Here is a 19,107-nt window from a genome sequence, read left to right as displayed (position 1 = left end):
CTTACTGTTTGTGCGATTTCCCCAATGCCTTGGCCACAAGCTGTTCGTAGAGCTCGGCGTAGGGTTCGACCGCCTTGCACCAGTTGAACGGCGCCGTCATGGCCCGGCAGCGCATGGCGTGCAGCAGGCCGGGAAAGGCGAACACCTTGAACGCGCGGCTCAGGGCTTCCTGATAGCTCTGCACCGTGGATTCATCGAACAGGAAACCGGTCACGCCGTTTTCGATGGTGTCGGCAAGACCGCCGGTGTTGCGTGCCACCGGCAACGAGCCGAAGCGCTGGGCGTACATCTGGCTCAGGCCGCATGGCTCGTATCGCGAAGGCATCAGCAGGAAGTCGCTGCCGGCAAACATGCGCCGGGCGTCGGTTTCGTTGAAGCCGATGCGCACGCCGATCTGCCCGGGGAAGCGCAGGGCCAGTTCACGCATGGCCTGTTCTTCTTCCGGCTCGCCGCGACCGATGATCGCGATCTGCCCGCCATTTTTGACGATGTACTCGGACACCGCCTCTGTCAGGTCCAGGCCTTTCTGATAAACTAGGCGCGAAACCACGGCGAACAGCGGTCCTTCGGAGTCTTTCAGGCCGAACAGTTCGCGGACATGGGCGGCGTTCACGGCCTTGCCATCCCAGTCGCCGATGTCGAACGGGCAGAACAGGTGCGGGTCGGTCGCCGAATCCCAGCTTTCATCGATGCCGTTGGGGATGCCACTGAGCAGGCCTTGCTGGGTCTTGGCGGCGAGGAAACCGTCCAGGCCGCAGCCGAAATCCGGGGTGGTGATTTCCTGGGCGTAGGTCGCGCTGACCGTGGTGATGTGGCTCGAATAGGCCATGCCGGCCTTGAGGAACGACATTTTGCCGTAGAACTCCATGCCTTCCTGTTGCAGCGCGTGTTGGGGAATGCCCAGTTCGGGGCACGAGCCCAGGCTGGTCACACCTTGATAGGCCAGGTTGTGGATGGTGAAAAGCGTCGGTGTGCGCTGCCCACGCCAGTGCATGTAGGCAGGGGCCAGGCCGGCGGGCCAGTCGTGGGCGTGCACCAGGTCCGGGCACCAGTGGATCTGCGCGAGGTTGGCGGCAATATCAGCCGCCGCCAGGCCCAGGCGGGCGAAACGGATATGGTTATCCGGCCAGTCGCGGCCGTTGTTGGCGCCGTAGGGTGAACCTTCGCGCTCGTAGAGTTCGGGGCAGATCAACACGTAAATGACCAGGCCATCGGGCATGTCCATGCGCCCGATCTTGCACGGTGGCAACGCAGCATGGCCGCCAAGCTCACCGATGATATGAATGGGGTTCTCGCTGTGCAGCACTTGCGGGTAACCGGGGATCAACACCCGTACATCGTGCAGATGGGCCATGGCCCGCGGCAGTGCTGCGGAAACATCGCCCAGGCCACCGGTTTTCACCAGGTCGGCAATTTCCGAGGTGACGAACAGGACTTTCTTACGGTTCGGATTCTGGTTGGCTGCCGGGGTCAGCGTCCTGGTGCCTGGAACGCTGGCGGGTTGGGTGTTTGCGGCAGTTACGGCGCTCGATTCGCCGACCTGATGAGCACGCTCTCCCTGTATTTCCAAAACCGTACTGATCATATGAATCTCCCGTGTTGTTGATCTAATTCTTAGGTCTGGCAAACGGTGTTTCATGGCCATTTCCCGTGGCCGGCGCAAACGCGCTGCGCATCAGTGAGCAAGCGCTGCCCAATGCGTCGAGTCGAAGCAAAAGGGTTGAATCAGCCGTTGCAAAGATTGCACCAGTCGCAACGCACCTTCTTGTCAGAGGACCGATCGGGATTGGAAAAAGTTTCGACTATTTTTCCATTTTGTGACCGACCGGTTTCGCCTTGAGAAAGTGAGTCTAGGCCAGAACTTAGAGCGGTAAAGGGCAGATGGCAAAATTGTTCGACAATCGGTTTGTAGCGGGACGGACGTGCCTGATCGAGGTGCAAACGCCCCGACGAAGTGCATGTTTTTTTGCGTTTTGGCCTCAAAAAGTCACTGGGCAGTCACATAAATGTGCGACGTGATATATCAGGCATGCACTATTGTGGTGCGTGTTTTTGAGTCCCGCATTTGGCCAAACCACTGCCTTACTGCCCACCTTGATGCCTTGTTATAGTTCGGGCCTCATTTTTGCCCGCAAAAGGATCATTGGCATGTCTCAGTACACTGCGTTCAACGTCGAACTGGTCGATAAAATCGCCCATGTGCAGATCAACCGCCCGGAGAAGATCAACTCGATGAACGCGGCGTTCTGGAGCGAGATCGTCGAGATCTTCCAGTGGATCGACGACACCGATGAAGTGCGGGTGGTGGTCCTCAGCGGAGCAGGCAAGCATTTCTCCTCGGGGATCGACCTGATGATGCTGGCCGGCGTGGCCAATGAACTGGGCAAGGACGTGGGACGCAACGCGCGCCTGTTGCGGCGCAAGATCCTCACCCTGCAAGCTTCGTTCAATGCCGTCGATAACTGCCGCAAACCGGTGCTTGCGGCCATTCAGGGTTACTGCCTGGGGGGCGCCATCGACCTGATCGCCGCGTGCGACATGCGTTATGCCGCCGAGGACGCACAGTTTTCGATCAAGGAAATCGACATCGGCATGGCCGCCGACGTTGGCACGCTGCAACGCTTGCCGCGAATCATCGGTGACGGCATGCTGCGCGAACTGGCTTACACTGGTCGCACTTTTGGCGCCGATGAAGCGCGGAGCATGGGCCTGGTCAATCGCGTCTACAGCGACAGCGCCAGCCTGCTCGACGGCGTCATGGGTATTGCCCGGGAAATCGCCGGCAAGTCACCGATCGCGGTCACCGGCACCAAGGAGATGATCAGCTACATGCGTGACCATCGCATCGATGACGGCCTCGAATACATCGCCACCTGGAACGCCGCCATGTTGCAATCCACCGATCTGCGCGTGGCCATGGCCGCCCATATGAGCAAACAGAAACCCGAATTTCTGGATTGATTAACCATGATTCCTCGCTGGACCACCGCAGTACTGGACACCGATCAACCCGGCGGCTGGGCCATCGCGCGCAGCCCCGAAGGCTTTCTGTTCGATGACAACGGCGCACTGTTCGCGCGCGAATGGCTGAAACGTCAGGACCTGTCGATTCTGGCCGAGCATGGCATCGGTCACCTCGATGGCGAGCCGGTCTATCTGCTGGAGTTGCGCAGCCACAGCGAAGTGCCGGGTTGCAACTGGAAAGGCCTGCGGGCGTTCATGCTCGAAGGCGATCACACGCTGTACAAGGTGCTCGGTTACGCCGCGCAGATCGGCACCTGGGCCCGGGAGCACCGCTTTTGCGGTAACTGCGGTCAGGCCATGACCCAGGTGCCGCGCGAGCGCGCGATGTATTGCCAGCCATGTGATCTGCGCAGCTACCCACGGATTTCGCCGAGCATGATTGTCCTGGTGACTCGAGGCGATGAAGTGCTGTTGGCACGTTCACCGCGTTTTGTCAGCGGTGTCTACAGCACATTGGCGGGGTTCGCCGAACCGGGCGAATCGGCCGAGGACTGCCTGATTCGCGAGGTTCGCGAAGAGGTGAGCATCGAGGTCAGGAACATCCAGTACATGGGCAGCCAGTGCTGGCCGTTCCCGCACTCGATGATGCTTGGCTTTCACGCCGAATATGCCGGTGGCGAGATCGTCTGTCAGGAAGACGAGATCGAGGACGCCCAGTGGTTCAACGTGCACGAGCTGCCGCCGTTGCCGGCGTCACGCTCGATTGCCCGTTACCTGATCGACGTCTATGTGGCGCGGCGCTTAGGCCACGCTGAACCAGTGCTGCCAGGCTAGGCGCACGGTCAGGCCCAGCACCACGGTGATGAACACCGGGCGAATGAATTTCGCGCCGCCGCTGATGGCGGTGCGAGCGCCGAAGAAGGCGCCGACCATCAACGATGAGCCCATGCACAGGCCGATGACCCAATCCACCTGACCGGAAAAGATGAAGATCGATAGTGCCGCCGCGTTGCTGACGAAGTTCATGCTGCGCGCCACGCCGCTGGCCTTCACCAGGTCGATGGGGTAGAGCAGCAGGCTGCTCACGGTCCAGAACGCACCCGTGCCGGGACCGGCCACGCCGTCATAGAAGCCGAGGCTGAAGCCTTGGGTCGACTGCCACTTTTTCTTGATCGGTGCGTTGCTATCCAGCGGCGCTTTCGGCGTGCCGCCAAACAAGAGATAGACACCGCAAGCGAAAACGATCACCGGCAGCATTTTGTTCAGCCATTCCGCCGGCAGGTAATGGGCGACCACGGCACCGGTCAGCGCGCCGACCAGAGTGCCGACGATGGCGTGGACCCATTGCGCGGGGTGGAACAACTTGCGGCGGTAGAAGGTGAAACTGGCAATGGCCGAGCCGAAGGTCGAACTGAGTTTGTTGGTGCCCAGCACCAGGTGCGGCGGCAGGCCGGCGGTCAGCAAGGCAGGAGTGGTCAACAGCCCACCGCCACCGGCGATGGCGTCGATGAAACCGGCAACAAAAGCGACAAGGGCCAGGATGGCCAGGGTGGAGAGGTCAACGCTAAGTTCGAAAGGCATGGGATCGGCTTAATCGGCGGGTGCAGGAAGGGCTGCGGGGAAGGGGCGACATGTTACCCACACTAACAACACAACACCAATGTGGGAGCGGGCTTGCTCGCGAAGAGGCCGCCAGATCCAGCATAAATGTTGGCTGACACACCGCTTTCGCGAGCAAGCCCGCTCCCACAGGGTTTAGCGTGAAGCTGAATTACAAGCCCAGATCCGACAGCCCCGGATGATCGTCAGGCCGACGCCCCAGCGGCCAGTGGAACTTGCGTTCGCTTTCCTTGATCGGCATGTCGTTGATGCAGGCGAAGCGGCGGGCCATCAGGCCGTCCTCGTTGAACTCCCAGTTTTCGTTGCCGTAGGAGCGGAACCAGTTACCTGAGTCGTCGTGCCATTCATAGGCATAACGCACGGCAATGCGATTGTCGGTAAATGCCCAGAGCTCCTTGATCAGCCGGTAGTTCAGTTCCCTGGCCCATTTGCGGGTCAGGAAGCCCTTGGCCTCTTCGCGGTTGTGGGCGAACTCGGCGCGGTTGCGCCATTGGGTGTCCAGGGTGTAGGCCAGGGACACACGCTCGGGATCGCGGGAGTTCCAGCCGTCTTCGGCCAGGCGAACTTTTTCAATGGCCGATTCACGGGTGAATGGGGGTAATGGCGGACGAACTTCGGCATTAGACATTTCAAGTCTCCGTATCAAGTTAAAGTTCAAACAATTGTCGAGTTTGATCAGGTTGCTACAGGTCCAATAACTTTCGCGCCATGCATTGCGCATTATCGGCGGCACTGTGATCACCCATTACAAGCGCCACGGTAATGGCACCGTCGATCAGGATCAGCAGCTGTCTGGCCAGCAGTTGCGGATCCTCGGCGCCATGTTCGGTACACAGCTCGCACAGGTAGTCGAGCAGCTTCTGTTTATGTTCTTTGGCGACCAGGCGCACCGGGTCTTGCGGGTCGCCGGTTTCGCCGCTGGTGTTGATGAAGGCGCAGCCGCGGAAACCTTCGCAGGCGAACCACGACTTGAGTACGGTAAACAGGTTGAGCAGTCGCTCGGCCGGGGTTTGTGCCTGGCCGACTGCGCCTCTGTACCAGTGCATCCAGCGCTGGTCGCGGCGTTGCAGGGCCGCCACAACCAGTTCGTCCTTGTTGGCGAAGTAGCGGTAGACGCTTTTTCTGGAGACGCCGGCGGTTTTCACCAGAAGATCCATGCCAGTGGCGGCTATGCCACTTTTGTAGATCAACTTTTCGGTGACATCCAGAATGATGTCGCGTGTGTCGTTGCTAGTGATTTTATTCATGCTGGCAACAGTAGAATGATCATTCTCCTTGGTCAAGTGGATATTTTTGTTGTCTGTAAAAATGCCTTCGCGAGCAGGCTCGCTCCCACATTTGAAATACGTTCCCCTGTGGGAGCGAGCTTGCTCGCGATGGCGTCATTACAGACGGTAACAAGACCCGAACCTTTGCATGGTGTAAGCTCATGGGTTCTTCGGATTCGACCCATTGCGAGCCCTATGCCGTCGCTTTTCAAACGCTCCCTGCTGCCCAAGTTGCGCAGTTTTCCGCTGACGGCCGATGCCGTCAGCGTCCTCGCCGGCGCTGCCGAATTCCGTCGTTGCCTGCTGGAGAAAATTGCCAGCGCGACCCGGCGTATCTACATCGTTGCGCTGTACCTGCAACAGGATGAAGCCGGCCAGGAAATACTCGATGCCTTGCACGCGGCCAAACTGGCGCGTCCGGAACTGGACGTGGTGGTGGTCGTCGACTGGCTGCGCGCCCAGCGCGGCCTTATCGGTGCCGGCAAGCAGCCGGGAAACTCCGCGTGGTATCAGGAAGTGACCCGTACCCATGCCAGCGAAGTGCCGATCTACGGCGTCCCGGTACAAACCCGCGAGCTGTTCGGTGTGTTGCACCTTAAAGGCTTCGTGATCGATGACTGGGTGATCTACAGCGGCGCGAGCCTGAACAACGTCTATCTGCACAAGTTCGACAAGTACCGCTACGACCGCTATCACCTGTTGCACAATCGTGAACTGGCCGATTCGATGCAGCACCTGGTGCAGCACGGCCTGGTGGCGTCCAAGGCGGTGCACCGCCTCGACCTGCCGAACCTGCCGACCACCCGCAGCCTGCGCAATGACATTGGTGACCTGCGCAGCCGCCTCAAGCACGCGGCGTACGACACCACGCAGGGCACCACCGACAGGACCGGTTTGTCCGTCAGCCCGCTGCTTGGCGTCGGCAAGAACAATCCGTTGAACCGGGTGATCTGCGAACTGATCGCCAGCGCCCAGCAGCAACTGACCATTTGCACGCCGTACTTCAACCTGCCGCTGGCGATCATCCGCGAGATCAACCGCGCACTGGCCCGTGGGGTGAAGATCGACATTGTGGTCGGCGACAAGACGGCCAACGATTTCTACATTCCGCCGAGCGAACCCTTCCGGGTCATTTCGGCGCTGCCGTACCTGTACGAAATCAGCTTGCGCCGGTTTGCCAAGCGTCATCAACGCAACATAGACAGCGGGCAGTTGAACCTGCACCTGTGGCGAGATGGCGACAACACCTATCACCTCAAGGGCATGTGGATCGACCGGCGCTATACCTTGCTGACCGGCAACAACCTCAACCCGCGGGCGTTTCGACTCGATCTGGAAAACGCCTTGTTGATCGATGACCCCCATGGCGAACTGCTGGAACCGCGTGGCAAAGAGCTGGCGGAGATCTTCCAGCACACCCGGCGCATCGAGCACTTCCAGAACCTGGAAACCCTGGCCGAATACCCGGCGGGCGTGGCCAAGTTCCTCAAGCGCGTGAGTCGTGTGCGGATCGAGCGGTTGCTTTATCGCATCCTCTAAGGCCTGAAAAAGAGCTCCTACAGGATCAATGCGATTAACCTGTAGGAGCTGGCTCGCTCCTACACGTCTTGCGTACACCCGCAAAATGGCGGTTGTACAGGACACATGTAGGAGCTGCCACAGGCTGCGATTTTTTGCTCTTCTACTCAGGCGGATCAATTCGATCCAGCGCCCGATTCACCGCCAGTTCCCCCAGCATGATGACTTGCGCGATACCCAACAGAGTATTACGACTCGAACCTTCCGTTCGGTCCGCCAGATCCATCGTCATGACATTGGCCGAGGCCAGTGACTCGCAGGCATGAGCCAGCAGGGTTTCGCAATCGAGTTTCGGATTGGCGATAAACACGCTGCAGAGTTTTCGCGGAGTGGCCTGTATGTCCGCTGCTGAGGGGATGCGCTCGCAAGGTGCTGCCGAATTGTTGTCCGGCGGATTTGGTGTGGGTTTGATCATGAATGCTTCCCTTTAATAGTAGAGCCGCACCATCTCGCGACTAAACGAAGGGTGGCGGCTGTGCGCAAGTTAGTCGACCGGCAAGGAAAGCAAAAACCGGCGCGTCCGAAGACGCCAAGCGCACAGCCACCATCAAGTGCAGGTGGATACCTGACTGATGATACTCATGCGACCGCTTTAACCTTGCCCGGGCGACTAAACCCGATCACTGACAATCAGTGACGCGAATCAAGTTACCGAGCGGCCCCAGGGCGCACAAGCCGGCGGATTCTGGCGTAACCGTAGGCAACGACGCAAGGTGATGTAGCTTTCGTGAAGTAACCCCGAAGGCGTTTAAACAAGTAGCCGCTGGCTCGCAAAAACCGCTGAAACCAAACGCCAAAAAACCCTCGCCACAACCAGTCGACAAGACCGTACAAACCTGACGGACCGGGCGCGCAGCCTTCCCGGACCCATCCTACGTGCCTTGTAGACATTTCCTATTTGAACGCTTACCAGCTTCTAGAAAGCTGTCGGGCCGTCATCGCTCTGCATTGACCGAGCATGAATTTGATCCCCTGGGACGTACGCATCTCTCTGGTTGACCCCTTTTGCAAAACAAGGAGCGACATACAACATGGCCAGCGTTCTTTCCCGACTGTTTGGACTCCACAAGTACGACGTTACTTCGCGGTCTGATGCACCGCAGGTTCCAAACTCGTCGGTGCCTGATACCCATCCTCTCCCCACATCGCCGGCAGCAGAGCCCACCCCCCATACCCTGCGACCCTTGGAAAGCTGGTGCCATCCGTTCCAGGACAAAAGCGACTCCCTGAGGCAATTGACCCACCTGGCCAACGCGGTGGCCGGCTACTACCCACTCGGACGCGGTGGCCTGTGGCACGGTGGCGTGCACTTCGACAAAGGCACCGCCGGCACCCTGAAACAATTCAGCGTGCATTGCCTGGCCGACGGCGAAGTGGTGGCCTACCGCATCGATACTGATTCGCCGAAAACCGCTTACTTCGCCAATGATCGAACGGTCGAAAAACCCTTTTCGCGCAACTTCGTGTTGGTTCGCCATCACCTTCAACCGCCGAAGATCGAAGGCAGCCAGGACACTCCTCCGAGCCTGACTTTTTATAGCCTCTACATGCATCTGCAGGATTGGGCGAAGTACCAGCTGGATTCCACCCTCGCTCGCCCGAGATTCTGGCCCGAGCGTCCGACCTTTCGCGTCAAGCAGACGGCGAATGACGTCTTTCCCGGCCGGCCTGAACAGCTTGGTTTGAAGGTGTACAACAAGTCGAATGGTCAGCTAATCGATTTTCTGCCGCGAGGCGCCGAAGTGGCTATCAGTGGCACCGGACAGTTTCGCAGGTTGGAGAGCAGTCTGGGACCGGCAAAACTGCTCAACCCCGATGGCTCTATCAAGGGCTATCTCTCTATTCAGGTGCTCAAACACTCAGACCGCAAAGAAACCCGCATCAGTTCGTCGAAACAGACAGTCAACGTCCGGGCCGAACCGGTGATTGCCGATAACGTAATTTTCGATTTACCGCTTGAATCGGAGGTCACGGTCAGTGGCGAAGGCGAGTTTCGCAAGCTCGAACGCATCAACCAGTATGTGCAATTTGACTCGCTGGAAGGGGCCATTGAGCCGGTAGCGACAGATCAGGTTGTGGTGCTTGACCAGCCTGTCGCACTCAAGGCAGGTGACCTCATCGGCCATCTCGGCCTGTATCAGGACGGCGGCGCGAATCAGCCGGACGAGAAACTGCATCTGGAAACGTTCAGTGGTGATGACGTCGAGGCGTTCATCGAGGCCAGTCGGGAGTGGGCCACGCGCCTGCCGGAGAAAGAAAGAATCTGGCTGAAACTCCCGATGAGCACGCCCGTGGTGCCATCTGAAGGACATATCACGGCGGCGCTATTGCAGGCTTCGAGTGATTCCAGTCCGCGCAGTGCGGCCGATTTGCTGATCCCTAAGAAGCTGCTCGATGAACTGCCCACAGACCGAAAAATCCAAGTGCCCGCGACTCCGACACGCAAAGCCCGCACCTGGTATCGCCTGGAACACTTGCTTCACGATGCCGACAACAACCTTCTTGATGGCTGGGTGTGTGAAGAGCCAGGCGTAACGCCTTGGGTCAGTCCGTGGGCATGGGAAGGCTATGACATCATCATCGACTACAGCAGACCCAAACACCTGCTGGCGTCTTTTCTCAGCGCCATCGGTCGCCTCAGTGACGAAGAACGCGAGCGTTATCGTGCCATTGCCGAAAAAGACGACAAGGGCCCGATGAAACGCCGGTTGTACGAAATCATCGGTCGCAACCCCGACGGCACGCTAACGGCCACGGAACTGAAAGCGGCCCTTGAGCGACCGGCTCATGCGCAGTCGATTTCGCAGATGATCCTGTACAAGGAAAGCGAGTGGTTTCAGCAGCCGAAGATATGGGACGCACTGGACGAACTGCTCGGCCATAGCGGCTCGACGCCGCATTTGAACTGGCTGGCGGAGAAGCAGCGGATTGCGCAGATGGGGTGGTGGAGGGAGGTTGCGGAGAAAGTGGAGTTGCCTTCTTGGGGCAGTGCGTATCACTTTCATCCGATTGGGTTAGTGGGTTTGTTTTTGGAAAAGCGTGAAGTAATCACCATGGAGATGCTGAGAGCAGCAGATCCGCATGGGGCCTCCAATTATCACCAGGAAATCCTGCCTTATCTAAATATGTATGCTTCTACATATAAAATCGATACTCCATTGCGTATTGCACATTTTCTCGCGCAAGTTGGTCATGAAAGCAAGTTCAAAGTAAAAAGTGAAAACGGTAACTTCAGTCCTAAGAGAATGCGTGAAATATTTGGATGCAAAGGAGGTCAAAAAAATTACAACACCGAAAAGGATGACTGCGACTTTGGTCGGCTTCGGACCAAGCTGTGGAGTCATGAAAATACCTATGCTAACAATGCGGTAAACTTACTCAGCTATGTGTATGCCGATCGAATGGGTAATAGGCGAGAAGAAACGCAGGACGGATATAAATATCGTGGCAGAGGAATTATTCAACTTACTGGGCGCTTTAACTACGAGCGTTACACTAGAATTCACAACGCTGCAAACCCAAGTGACTTGAGAGATTTTGTAGAGAATCCTGATCTCATAATTGATGAGTTGCAATATGGAGTGGAGTCGGCATTTGTGTATTGTTCAATGACTAATTTTAATTTGGCAGCGGATGAGGATGATATAAAAAAGACAACGCTAATAATTAACGGTGGGCACAATGGCCTGCATGAACGAAAAGAAAATTTAAACAGTATAAAAAAGCTTATGGGGATATGAGGGCATGGGAAAATTCTTAGTATTCTTCTTTTTGTCTGTTTCTACGGCCATTGCTGCTGAGGAATCAGTTACTACCAGGAAAAATGATATATGTTCGTCAGATGAGCAAACTATTTTTTTCTGCAAGGCAGAGCATAAAATTGCAGGCGTCTGTGCATCTAAAAACCTTAGTAACTCAACAGGGTTTGCTCAATACCGAGTTTTTGATATAGGTAAGAACATGATCGAATTTGTTTTTCCAGAAAAACCGATACCCCCTGGCCGAAATTTCATTATGGAGACTCAGCCGCTGCCGGGTGGAATTGATGTTGAAGTTAAATTTTCAAATAATGAATTTTTGTACACGATTCATGAGCGAGATGCTCCAGTGGCGGAGGAGGGTTTCGAAGGCTTTAGCGAAATAATAGTCAGGCGTGGTGAGGAAATTATTGAATCCATAAATTGCCTCAATAATGATTCGGAGGTGCGGAGAGCGGGTTACGAAAGTTTCTTTATAGAAGGCTGATTGTGCGCAATTCGGGCGCGTCATGTCATTTAGGCGAAATAAAATACTAAATTGAAGCGAGAGTAATCTAATCATGCCAATCAGACTGGATAAAATGCCTCCTCTCGCACAGCGCCCTCAACGACCTCGGTTTTTATTTTGGCTTGGTATGTTGTTGCTCTGTTGTTTGCTGGGAACGGTCGGGACGCTGTTGTTCGGTGACGAAGCGTTACCCGAGCGACCTTCGGATTTCTGGACCTTGGCCTTGGGCATCCCTTTCCTGGCTTGGTGCGTGCTGGGATTCGGGCGAGTGCTGTTGCACGTCGGCGAACATGGTGCCGCGGATGGCTGGGATGACGCTCGCGAAAAAGACTTGAGCCGCAAGATGCGTCAGGGGCGTCGCTCGCAACAGGTGTTGGGCGTGAGCGTGCAGACTGCTCTTGGAGAACCTGCGGATGATCCGGAAAATCAACTGGATGCTCTGCTGAGTGGGACGACTGCGCTGAAGTCACAAGCATCCAGGATGGATGGATCAATACTTCGCCATTGTTGTTTATCTGACGATGCAGATGAAAATCCGGAAGCAATATTGCTGAGTGTATGGGCGCAGACACTCGCCGACCTGGCGCCGACTTTGGCGCAGCTGCCTGATGATCAACCGTTGGCCCTGTTGCTTGATGTCGATACCGGTTTGCCGGAGCAGCAATGGCGCCGAGTTTGGCGACAGGCATGGCGCGAATCCGGCATTCGCCAGCCTGCAACCCCCGTCGATGGTCGCGGGTTGGCCTTACTGGACCAGTGGCTGGACCGGCGTATTGGTGATCGGGCGTTGTTGTTGGTTTTGGCCGTGCAGTTTGCGCCGCAGCAGCCTGAAGGCACGGCGGAAGCCGCCGTCGGGCTGTTGTTTGGCAATCGTCTGACGAAAACCACATTGCCGCCGATAGCCTACCTTCACCGTCCGGAGCAGGAGCGCAAGCCCACCGCCGATGATCTGCTTTACGCTACGCGCCAGGCTCTTGATTGGGTGCCGCTTGAATCGACATCAATCGAGCAGGTTTGGCGAGTGGGAATTGATGGGCGAAGGGCTGCCGCCATTGCAGGAGTGTTGGCTGAAGTCCCCATGTCAGTCAACAAGCCGGGATTGTGCAACCTCGATGCAATGCTGGGTCATCCAGGCTGCGCTTCGCCTTGGCTAGCCGTCGCTGCCGGGGCGCAGGCGATTCGGCGCGGTGCAGGGCCGCAATTCATCTTCAGTGGCGGCGCGGTTGCGACTGGACTGTGGGGAACGGTGCTGATTCCGGCCTCATCACTTTGAGGAAGTGGGCTCGCAGTCAGAGTTGTTTGCGCTGTTTATCGAATGGTTGCGCAGGCACTGAATTTTCAGGTTGCCAATTACCTGTAGGAGCGAGCCTGCTCGCGAAGAACCTGAGAGCACCGTGTTCATCCAGAAAGCGCGTGCCATCGTTCACGTCCATCGCGAGCAGGCTCGCTCCTACAGGTGTAATTGATCGACCACAGATTTTTCAGCCAACCCGGAACCCTGTAGCCAACTCCCACAGGGTTTCATTGCCCACAGGAACAGCGCCAGGCGAGCGGTTTCAGCTAATATGCCCGCCACCCGAACAAGAACAGGCCTAACCGCAATCCATGTCGGAAAAAGACACCATCTCCGCACAACTGCTGCGTGAAGCACTGCTGCAAAGTTGCGCCCCGGGAGCCGCCACCGCAGAAGTCCTGCACAAACTCGGCATCGACCCCAGGTTGCTCGACAGCACCGAAGCACGCTTGCCCGCCACAACCTATGCCAAGTGCTGGCGGCTGCTGGCACGGCGCGGGGACGACGAGTTCTTTGGCATGGACCCGCGCAAACTCAAGTCCGGCAGCTTCGCCTTCCTGTGTCGCACGGCCATGCTCCAGCCCAACGTGGCGGCGGGACTGACCTGCGGCCTGGACTTTCTGTCACTGATGCTTGAACGGCTGCCAGCGCAATTGGTGCGTCAGCAAAGCCTGGCGGAAATCGTCCTGTTGGAGGACGACAAGGACCCGCGCCGGGCCTTCACTTATTTCACCTACTGGATGATCGTGCACGGCGTTGCCTGCTGGCTGGCAGGGCGGCGGATTCCGATTCTGGCCATTGAACTGCGTTGTTCGAAACCGGATTTCTGCGACGACTATCAGGTGATGTTTTCCGAGAACCTGCGATTCGACCGGCCGCGCACGCGGATGATTTTCTCCGCCGATTGCCTGGACTTGCCGATCAAGCGCAGCCCCGAAGAGCTCAAGCGGTTCCTGGCCCTTGCGCCGGCGAACATTCTGGTGAAATACCGCGACCCGCAGAGCCTCGCCAGTCGCATCAAGAACGACCTGCGCCACCTGCCGGCCGAACACTGGCCGGAAACCGAAACCCTGGCGCAACGCCTGTGCATGTCGGCATCCACCTTGCGCCGCCGGCTGGCCGAAGAAGGGCAAACCTATCAAGGCCTCAAGGACAGCGTGCGCAAGGAGCTGGCGATTGTCTGGCTGGCCGAGCCGGCGATCAGCTTCAGCGAAATCGCCACACGGCTCGGGTTCGCCGACGTCAGCTCGTTCTACAAGGCGTTTCGCAAGTGGTCGGGGTCAAACCCGGGGCATTACCGCAGCCTGATTCTCAATGACGTCGAGTGAATTCAGCGGCGCGATAACCATTCTTCACGGGTGATTTCCCAGGTTTCCTTCGGGAAGACCCCGCCGACAAAGCGGCCTTCATCCGTGCCGATCAGGCGCATGCCCGTGCGTTCGGAGAGTCTGCGCGAGCCAATGTTGGGTGCCGCTTTTGGCACACGCAACACCGTGCGACCCAGCACGGTGAACCAGTACTCGGTCACAGCCGCGCTGGCTTCGCTCATCAGACCCGAACCTTGCCACTTTGGACCCAGCCAGAATCCGCGATTGTTGTCCTGCTCGTTCATCAGGCTGATGTTGCCGATCAACTGCCCGGGTGCCGATTTCAGGCGGATCGACCAGTGCCACTCCTCGCCACGGGCGACAGCGGGCAGGGCGTTGTGACGCAAGTACATCAACGCACCGTCGTCCGGATAGGGCCATGGCACCAGGGCGTTGAGGTAGCGCACCACTTCCCAGTGCGGGAACTGTTGCTGTATGGCGTCGGCGTCCGCCAGTTCCAGCGGACGCAGGATCAGGCGCTCGGTGTAGAGCGTGGGGGTGGCTTCCATTGGCGGTGCAACTCCTTGGGTCGGGCATTAACGACTGCCAGTGGTCGGTCCTGGCAGATTGAGGGTGCCACTGTCGACGAAACGCATCGTGTTGAACACCCCACCCGAGAGCTTGCCTCGCAGGACGTAGGGCATGTTGTTCAGCGTTTTCATCTGGCTGATGCCATAGGTCTGGCGGATCACCGAAAACGCCGAAACACTGACCGGCACGGTGACGATGGTGTCGGAAAAACGTCCGATCGTACCCTGCACATCGGTGACGCCAGAGGCGAAGGGCTGGCCATTGATGTCCAGGTCCAGGGCAACGCCGCTGTAGGTGAGGGTGTAGTCATTGGGGTTCTGCACGCGGATTCTCACGGCAAAGCGCACTTCCATGCCTTCGCCTTGCAGGGGGTCGACACCCACGACGTTGATTTTCAACGGGTCTCGATTGGGCAGGGAGGAGCAGGCGCCCAGACAGAGCAGGAGGGAAATCAGGACCGCATGGAGGCTGCGCATGGACGTGCTCTCATCTGAAAAAGACTGAACCGCCAGCGGCTCAGCCCTTGAGCCCGACTAGTGGTTCGACTGTGCGACCATCGCAGGCTTTGCGGGTTCATCCCTGGCGGTCACATCGGGGTTCTGCATCACCTGAAGCACGGAGGCCTCCGGATCGAATTCGTCCTCTTCCAGTTCGATGAACTCTTCGGGCAGGAAGATATTAAGAACGATAGCGCACAGCGCGCCGACGGTGATGGGCGATTCGAAAATGTTGTGCAGGGCCTTGGGCAGTTCACGCAAGACTTCCGGCACGGCGGCCACGCCCAGGCCCATGCCGATGGAAATCGCCACGATCAGCATGTTGCGCCGATGCAGGCCGGCCTCGGCGAGAATCTTGATCCCGGCCACCGCGACGGTGCCGAACATCACCAGTTCGGCGCCGCCGAGCACCGGTTTCGGCATCAGTTGCAGTACCGCGCCGATCATCGGGAACAGGCCAAGCACCACCAGCAATCCGGCAATGAAAAACGCCACGTAACGGCTGGCCACACCGGTGAGCTGGATCACCCCGTTGTTCTGGGCGAAGGTCACCATCGGCATGCTGTTGAACACCGCGGCCATGGCCGAGTTGAGGCCATCGGCGAGCAGGCCGGACTTGATCCGGCGAATGTACACTGGGCCCTTGACCGGTTGCCGGGAGATCATCGAGTTGGCCGTGAGGTCGCCCGCGGCCTCCAGCGGCGACACCAGGAAGATCACCGCCACCGGAATGAACGCCACCCAATCGAAGGAGAACCCGTACTTGAAGGGTACCGGTACGCTCATCAGCGGCACTTCAGGCAGGCTGTTGAAATCCACCTGGCCCATGAGCCATGCCACCCCGTAGCCCAGGGTCAGGCCGATGACAATCGCCCCCAGGCGCAGAAACGGCACATCCACCCGGTTCAACACCACGATGGTGCCCAGCACCAGCGCCGCCAGGGCCAGGTGACTGGCCGCCCCAAGATCCGGGGCGCCGAAGCCGCCGGCGATGTCGGTCATCGCCACCTTGATCAGCGACAAACCCATCAGCGTGATGATGGTTCCGGTCACCACCGGGGTGATCAGCATGCGCAGTTTGCCGATGAACTGGCTTAACACCACCTCGATGAACGCGGCAAAGAAGCACACGCCGAAGATGGTCGAGAGAATCTCATCGGTGCCGCCACCCCGGACCTTGACCATGAAGCCGGCGCTGAGAATCACACTGATGAACGAGAAACTGGTGCCTTGCAGGCACAACAGGCCCGAGCCCACCGGACCGAAGCGCCGCGCCTGCACGAAGGTGCCCAGGCCGGAGACGAACAGTGCCATGCTGATCAGGTAGGGAATTTCGCTTTGCAGGCCCAGGGCGCTGCCCATGATCAGCGTCGGGGTGATGATGCCGACGAAGCTCGCCAGGACGTGTTGCAGGGCGGCAAAGACGGTGGCGGTCAGATGCGGGCGGTCATCGAGGCCGTAGATCAGATCGCTGTGGCGTGGAGCGGGGGCTTTTTCGGAGGCGGTCATGGTGGTTTGCGTGCCAGAAGGCGGGCCGGGTCAGAAAATGGAGGCGCAGGATGCCAGAACCGCCCGGCCACGGCAAAAGAACCTCCAAAACAGCGACTTACAGTCGTGGGGCGAGCACTTCGCCCACACTGCGGCGTTTGGCGTGCAGTTGGCTGGCCTGGATCAACTGTTCGAGGTCTTCGGGCGTGACGTCATAGAACGCTTCCATGTCGGCCAACGCCAGTTTCAGGTCTTCGGCGGTGATGGCCTGACGGTCGACCGGCGGATGATCGGCAGGAATCCCGGCCACCGGTTCGCTGGCGCTCTTGGGGTAACGAACACGGGTCAGGTTGTTGTAGATCAGGGCGCAGAGCAGCATCGTCGCCGCGCTGAGCATCACCGGCCCAATGGCTTTCCAGTCCATGGCAATGGTTGCCGGATCGGCCAGCACCAGGGTCAGGGCCAATGCACCGGCCGGTGGATGCAGGCACCGCAGCCAGCACATCAGGATCAACGCCATGCCCGCCGCCAGGCAAGCGCTACCCAAGGTTCGTCCCAACACATGGGCCACCAGCAGGGCAATCACCCCGGCGCTCAAGTAACCGCCGAGAATCGACCAGGGCTGGGCGAGCGCGCCCGAAGACACGGCAAACAACAGCACCGCCGAGGCCCCCAGCGGGCCGATCAGGTGCTGGGCCACCTCGATGCCGAACACCTGGCTACAGAGCCACACACTCATCAGTGTCCCCAAGGCCATGCCGATGGCGGCGCGGCTCCATTCGGTGGGGCGGGTGTTGATGGCGGCAGGCAACCAGCGAGCAAGCATTCCGAGAAAACTCCGGCAGAAAAAATCGAGGTAAAAAAAGGGCTTAGCTGGGGAACCCAGAAAGCCCTTGAAGTCGTTCCAACTGTTGGGGGAGGAACGCACACAGTGTGCCGTTCAATTAAGTTACTGACAAATTCATATTAATGAGCTTTGAGTGCATTAATTTTGTTGTAATTTTCTCCGTCGGCCGCTTATGTAGCACAGCAAACCACCCAGGGCCGCGAGTGCACTCAAGGCATAAAACATCGTCGGCGCGGGGGTGTGCATCAACATGAAGCCGCAAATCACCGGGCTCAGCGCGCCGCCAAGGGCAGCGAGGTTTTGCGCACCGTAGTAGCTGCCGCGCAGATCTTCCGGCGCCAGGGTGTCGACGAACAGAAACTCGGCCGGGTAAATGATGATTTCACCGAGGGTGAAGATGAACATCGCCACGCACCAGCTCACCAGACTGTCCGCCACGCTGAAGCCGATCAGCCCGAGGATGAACAGGCCGGTGCCGGCCACGATCCATTGGCGCAGTTGCTCACGCTTGAGAAAACGCCCGATCTGGTATTGCAGCAGGATCACGCTGATGGCGTTGCAGGCGAGCAGGGCAGCCATGATTTCCATGGTGTGTTGGGGGTCGCTGGTCACCAGCAGGTACTGCGACAGGTAAAAGGTAAACCGTCCGTGCACCACGGTGCTGAGCAGGCAACCGGCGGTGAACATGATCAGCGTGCGATCGTTTTTCAGGGTGATCAGGGTTTTGAGGAAACTCTGCGCCTGGCCGGTGACAGATGAACTCGCCGGGTCCTTTGCGATCCCGGTCATCAGGAAAATACTGAAAAAAGCGATGGCCGCCGCGATCAGGAAAGGTGCACTGGCAAAGGCCCCGGCAATCAGCACACCGAACATCGGCCCGACGGCGTAGCCGATGTTGGTCAGCGTATAGCTCAAGGAAAACGCCTTGGCGCGCTGGCCCACCGGGAGGTTGTCGCTGAGGATCGCTTTTGAACCGATGAGGAACAGCGATGAAGCGGTTTCGGTGACGATCAGGGTGATCGTGGTCAGGTAGAGGTTTTCAGCAAAGGTCAGCAACACCAGGCCGACCGCGCTGGACGCCATCGAGAGAATCAGCAACCGGCGTTTTTCGAAGCGATCGATGATGTAGCCGCCATACAGGGAGAGCAGGGTGGCGATGAACACTGCAATGCCGAGCAGCAAGCCAACATCCTGCTGGTTGAGGCCCAGCTTGTCGCTGACGAACAGTGTGAGCAACGGGCTGGTGATGGCGCGGCTGACGACGATGGTCAGCGAGCAGATCAGCAGGCGGCGAATGAGGGGGGAGTAGCTGGTCACGGCGCGAATATCCTTATTCGAGCGGGTCGGCATCAGCCCGGTCGTGAGCGCTACTTTAGCAGTCGGCCCC

At 58.3% G+C, this 19,107-nt stretch carries 17 protein-coding genes; 7 read left to right on the top strand and 10 right to left on the bottom strand.

Translation table 11 applies throughout. The annotated features are described in order from the left end of the window. Position 1: 1 nt before the first annotated feature. On the bottom strand, positions 2-1,585 hold the full coding sequence (gene glgA, locus AB4O40_RS03820; RefSeq protein ID WP_460055992.1) for a glycogen synthase GlgA: 1,584 nt from the start codon (positions 1,583-1,585) through the stop codon (positions 2-4). Between the two features lie 563 nt (positions 1,586-2,148). Between glgA and AB4O40_RS03815 the strand changes: the two genes are divergently transcribed. Both AB4O40_RS03815 and nudC read left to right on the top strand, forming a co-directional pair. Then, entirely contained in the window at positions 2,149-2,961 is an 813-nt protein-coding gene (locus AB4O40_RS03815; protein ID WP_056727499.1) for a crotonase/enoyl-CoA hydratase family protein, read from the top strand. Between the two features lie 6 nt (positions 2,962-2,967). Continuing rightward, on the top strand, positions 2,968-3,798 hold the full coding sequence (nudC, locus tag AB4O40_RS03810; RefSeq protein ID WP_046037107.1) for an NAD(+) diphosphatase: 831 nt from the start codon (positions 2,968-2,970) through the stop codon (positions 3,796-3,798). Here nudC and AB4O40_RS03805 read toward each other — a convergent pair. The 3 genes from AB4O40_RS03805 to AB4O40_RS03795 form a co-directional block, all read right to left on the bottom strand. Next, a complete protein-coding gene (locus tag AB4O40_RS03805) occupies positions 3,766-4,545 on the bottom strand; it encodes a TSUP family transporter (RefSeq protein ID WP_056727498.1) in 780 nt (259 codons plus the stop codon). The genes nudC and AB4O40_RS03805 overlap by 33 nt on opposite strands. A 190-nt stretch (positions 4,546-4,735) precedes the next feature. Continuing rightward, a complete protein-coding gene (locus AB4O40_RS03800; RefSeq protein WP_056727496.1) occupies positions 4,736-5,212 on the bottom strand; it encodes a nuclear transport factor 2 family protein in 477 nt (158 codons plus the stop codon). Positions 5,213-5,267: 55 nt separating this feature from the next. Next, positions 5,268-5,831 (bottom strand): TetR/AcrR family transcriptional regulator, encoded by a 564-nt coding sequence (locus tag AB4O40_RS03795; protein ID WP_460055996.1) that lies wholly within the window; start codon positions 5,829-5,831, stop codon positions 5,268-5,270. A 216-nt stretch (positions 5,832-6,047) separates the two neighbouring features. Between AB4O40_RS03795 and pssA the strand changes: the two genes are divergently transcribed. Beyond that, complete coding sequence (gene pssA / locus AB4O40_RS03790) at positions 6,048-7,391, top strand: CDP-diacylglycerol--serine O-phosphatidyltransferase (protein ID WP_414918862.1); 1,344 nt, start codon at positions 6,048-6,050, stop codon at positions 7,389-7,391. Between the two features lie 142 nt (positions 7,392-7,533). On the opposite strand, the gene AB4O40_RS03785 is transcribed toward pssA, so the two are convergent. Continuing rightward, entirely contained in the window at positions 7,534-7,845 is a 312-nt protein-coding gene (locus AB4O40_RS03785; protein ID WP_460055999.1) for a DUF6124 family protein, read from the bottom strand. A gap of 616 nt (positions 7,846-8,461) precedes the next feature. Between AB4O40_RS03785 and AB4O40_RS03780 the strand changes: the two genes are divergently transcribed. The 4 genes from AB4O40_RS03780 to AB4O40_RS03765 all read left to right on the top strand — a co-directional run bounded on the left by AB4O40_RS03780 (position 8,462) and on the right by AB4O40_RS03765 (position 14,318). After that, positions 8,462-11,170, top strand: coding sequence for a glycoside hydrolase family 19 protein (locus tag AB4O40_RS03780; protein ID WP_460056002.1), 2,709 nt, complete (start codon positions 8,462-8,464; stop codon positions 11,168-11,170). Positions 11,171-11,174: 4 nt separating this feature from the next. Further along, positions 11,175-11,675 (top strand): hypothetical protein, encoded by a 501-nt coding sequence (locus AB4O40_RS03775; protein ID WP_460056005.1) that lies wholly within the window; start codon positions 11,175-11,177, stop codon positions 11,673-11,675. A gap of 73 nt (positions 11,676-11,748) precedes the next feature. Next, the gene (locus AB4O40_RS03770) at positions 11,749-12,969 is read left to right on the top strand and encodes a hypothetical protein (RefSeq protein WP_460056007.1); all 1,221 of its coding nucleotides are present in this window, start codon (positions 11,749-11,751) and stop codon (positions 12,967-12,969) included. A gap of 332 nt (positions 12,970-13,301) precedes the next feature. Next, positions 13,302-14,318, top strand: a complete 1,017-nt coding sequence (locus AB4O40_RS03765) for an AraC family transcriptional regulator (RefSeq protein ID WP_460056010.1) — start codon at positions 13,302-13,304, stop codon at positions 14,316-14,318. A 2-nt stretch (positions 14,319-14,320) separates the two neighbouring features. Here the strand turns inward: AB4O40_RS03765 and AB4O40_RS03760 are convergent, their stop codons facing one another. From AB4O40_RS03760 to AB4O40_RS03740, 5 genes are all read right to left on the bottom strand, one after another. Next, positions 14,321-14,866, bottom strand: coding sequence for a GNAT family N-acetyltransferase (locus AB4O40_RS03760; RefSeq protein ID WP_460056013.1), 546 nt, complete (start codon positions 14,864-14,866; stop codon positions 14,321-14,323). Between the two features lie 27 nt (positions 14,867-14,893). Next, complete coding sequence (locus AB4O40_RS03755) at positions 14,894-15,364, bottom strand: LEA/WHy family protein (RefSeq protein ID WP_056727489.1); 471 nt, start codon at positions 15,362-15,364, stop codon at positions 14,894-14,896. A gap of 57 nt (positions 15,365-15,421) precedes the next feature. Continuing rightward, on the bottom strand, positions 15,422-16,894 hold the full coding sequence (locus AB4O40_RS03750) for a nucleobase:cation symporter-2 family protein (RefSeq protein ID WP_460056016.1): 1,473 nt from the start codon (positions 16,892-16,894) through the stop codon (positions 15,422-15,424). A 97-nt stretch (positions 16,895-16,991) separates the two neighbouring features. Continuing rightward, the gene (locus tag AB4O40_RS03745; protein ID WP_460056019.1) at positions 16,992-17,699 is read right to left on the bottom strand and encodes an HPP family protein; all 708 of its coding nucleotides are present in this window, start codon (positions 17,697-17,699) and stop codon (positions 16,992-16,994) included. 159 nt (positions 17,700-17,858) lie between these two features. Continuing rightward, positions 17,859-19,070, bottom strand: coding sequence for an MFS transporter (locus AB4O40_RS03740; protein WP_263291685.1), 1,212 nt, complete (start codon positions 19,068-19,070; stop codon positions 17,859-17,861). Positions 19,071-19,107 lie beyond the last annotated feature (37 nt).

It is taken from the genome of Pseudomonas sp. S2_F07, assembly GCF_054668325.1.
The sequence above is the reverse complement of the archived record's forward strand: the minus strand, read 5'-3'. Positions and strand labels throughout refer to the sequence as shown.

Bases quoted from the DNA above. Each gene is read 5' to 3' on its own strand.
- AB4O40_RS03795 (WP_460055996.1), bottom strand. From the start codon at position 5,831: ATGAATAAAATCACTAGCAACGACACACGCGACATCATTCTGGATGTC.
- AB4O40_RS03815 (WP_056727499.1), top strand. From the start codon at position 2,149: ATGTCTCAGTACACTGCGTTCAACGTCGAACTGGTCGATAAAATCGCC.
- nudC (WP_046037107.1), top strand. From the start codon at position 2,968: ATGATTCCTCGCTGGACCACCGCAGTACTGGACACCGATCAACCCGGC.
- AB4O40_RS03740 (WP_263291685.1), bottom strand. From the start codon at position 19,070: ATGCCGACCCGCTCGAATAAGGATATTCGCGCCGTGACCAGCTACTCC.
- AB4O40_RS03770 (WP_460056007.1), top strand. From the start codon at position 11,749: ATGCCAATCAGACTGGATAAAATGCCTCCTCTCGCACAGCGCCCTCAA.
- AB4O40_RS03765 (WP_460056010.1), top strand. From the start codon at position 13,302: ATGTCGGAAAAAGACACCATCTCCGCACAACTGCTGCGTGAAGCACTG.
- AB4O40_RS03775 (WP_460056005.1), top strand. From the start codon at position 11,175: ATGGGAAAATTCTTAGTATTCTTCTTTTTGTCTGTTTCTACGGCCATT.
- AB4O40_RS03755 (WP_056727489.1), bottom strand. From the start codon at position 15,364: ATGCGCAGCCTCCATGCGGTCCTGATTTCCCTCCTGCTCTGTCTGGGC.
- AB4O40_RS03750 (WP_460056016.1), bottom strand. From the start codon at position 16,894: ATGACCGCCTCCGAAAAAGCCCCCGCTCCACGCCACAGCGATCTGATC.
- AB4O40_RS03745 (WP_460056019.1), bottom strand. From the start codon at position 17,699: ATGCTTGCTCGCTGGTTGCCTGCCGCCATCAACACCCGCCCCACCGAA.
- glgA (WP_460055992.1), bottom strand. From the start codon at position 1,585: ATGATCAGTACGGTTTTGGAAATACAGGGAGAGCGTGCTCATCAGGTC.
- AB4O40_RS03800 (WP_056727496.1), bottom strand. From the start codon at position 5,212: ATGTCTAATGCCGAAGTTCGTCCGCCATTACCCCCATTCACCCGTGAA.
- AB4O40_RS03760 (WP_460056013.1), bottom strand. From the start codon at position 14,866: ATGGAAGCCACCCCCACGCTCTACACCGAGCGCCTGATCCTGCGTCCG.
- pssA (WP_414918862.1), top strand. From the start codon at position 6,048: ATGCCGTCGCTTTTCAAACGCTCCCTGCTGCCCAAGTTGCGCAGTTTT.
- AB4O40_RS03805 (WP_056727498.1), bottom strand. From the start codon at position 4,545: ATGCCTTTCGAACTTAGCGTTGACCTCTCCACCCTGGCCATCCTGGCC.
- AB4O40_RS03780 (WP_460056002.1), top strand. From the start codon at position 8,462: ATGGCCAGCGTTCTTTCCCGACTGTTTGGACTCCACAAGTACGACGTT.
- AB4O40_RS03785 (WP_460055999.1), bottom strand. From the start codon at position 7,845: ATGATCAAACCCACACCAAATCCGCCGGACAACAATTCGGCAGCACCT.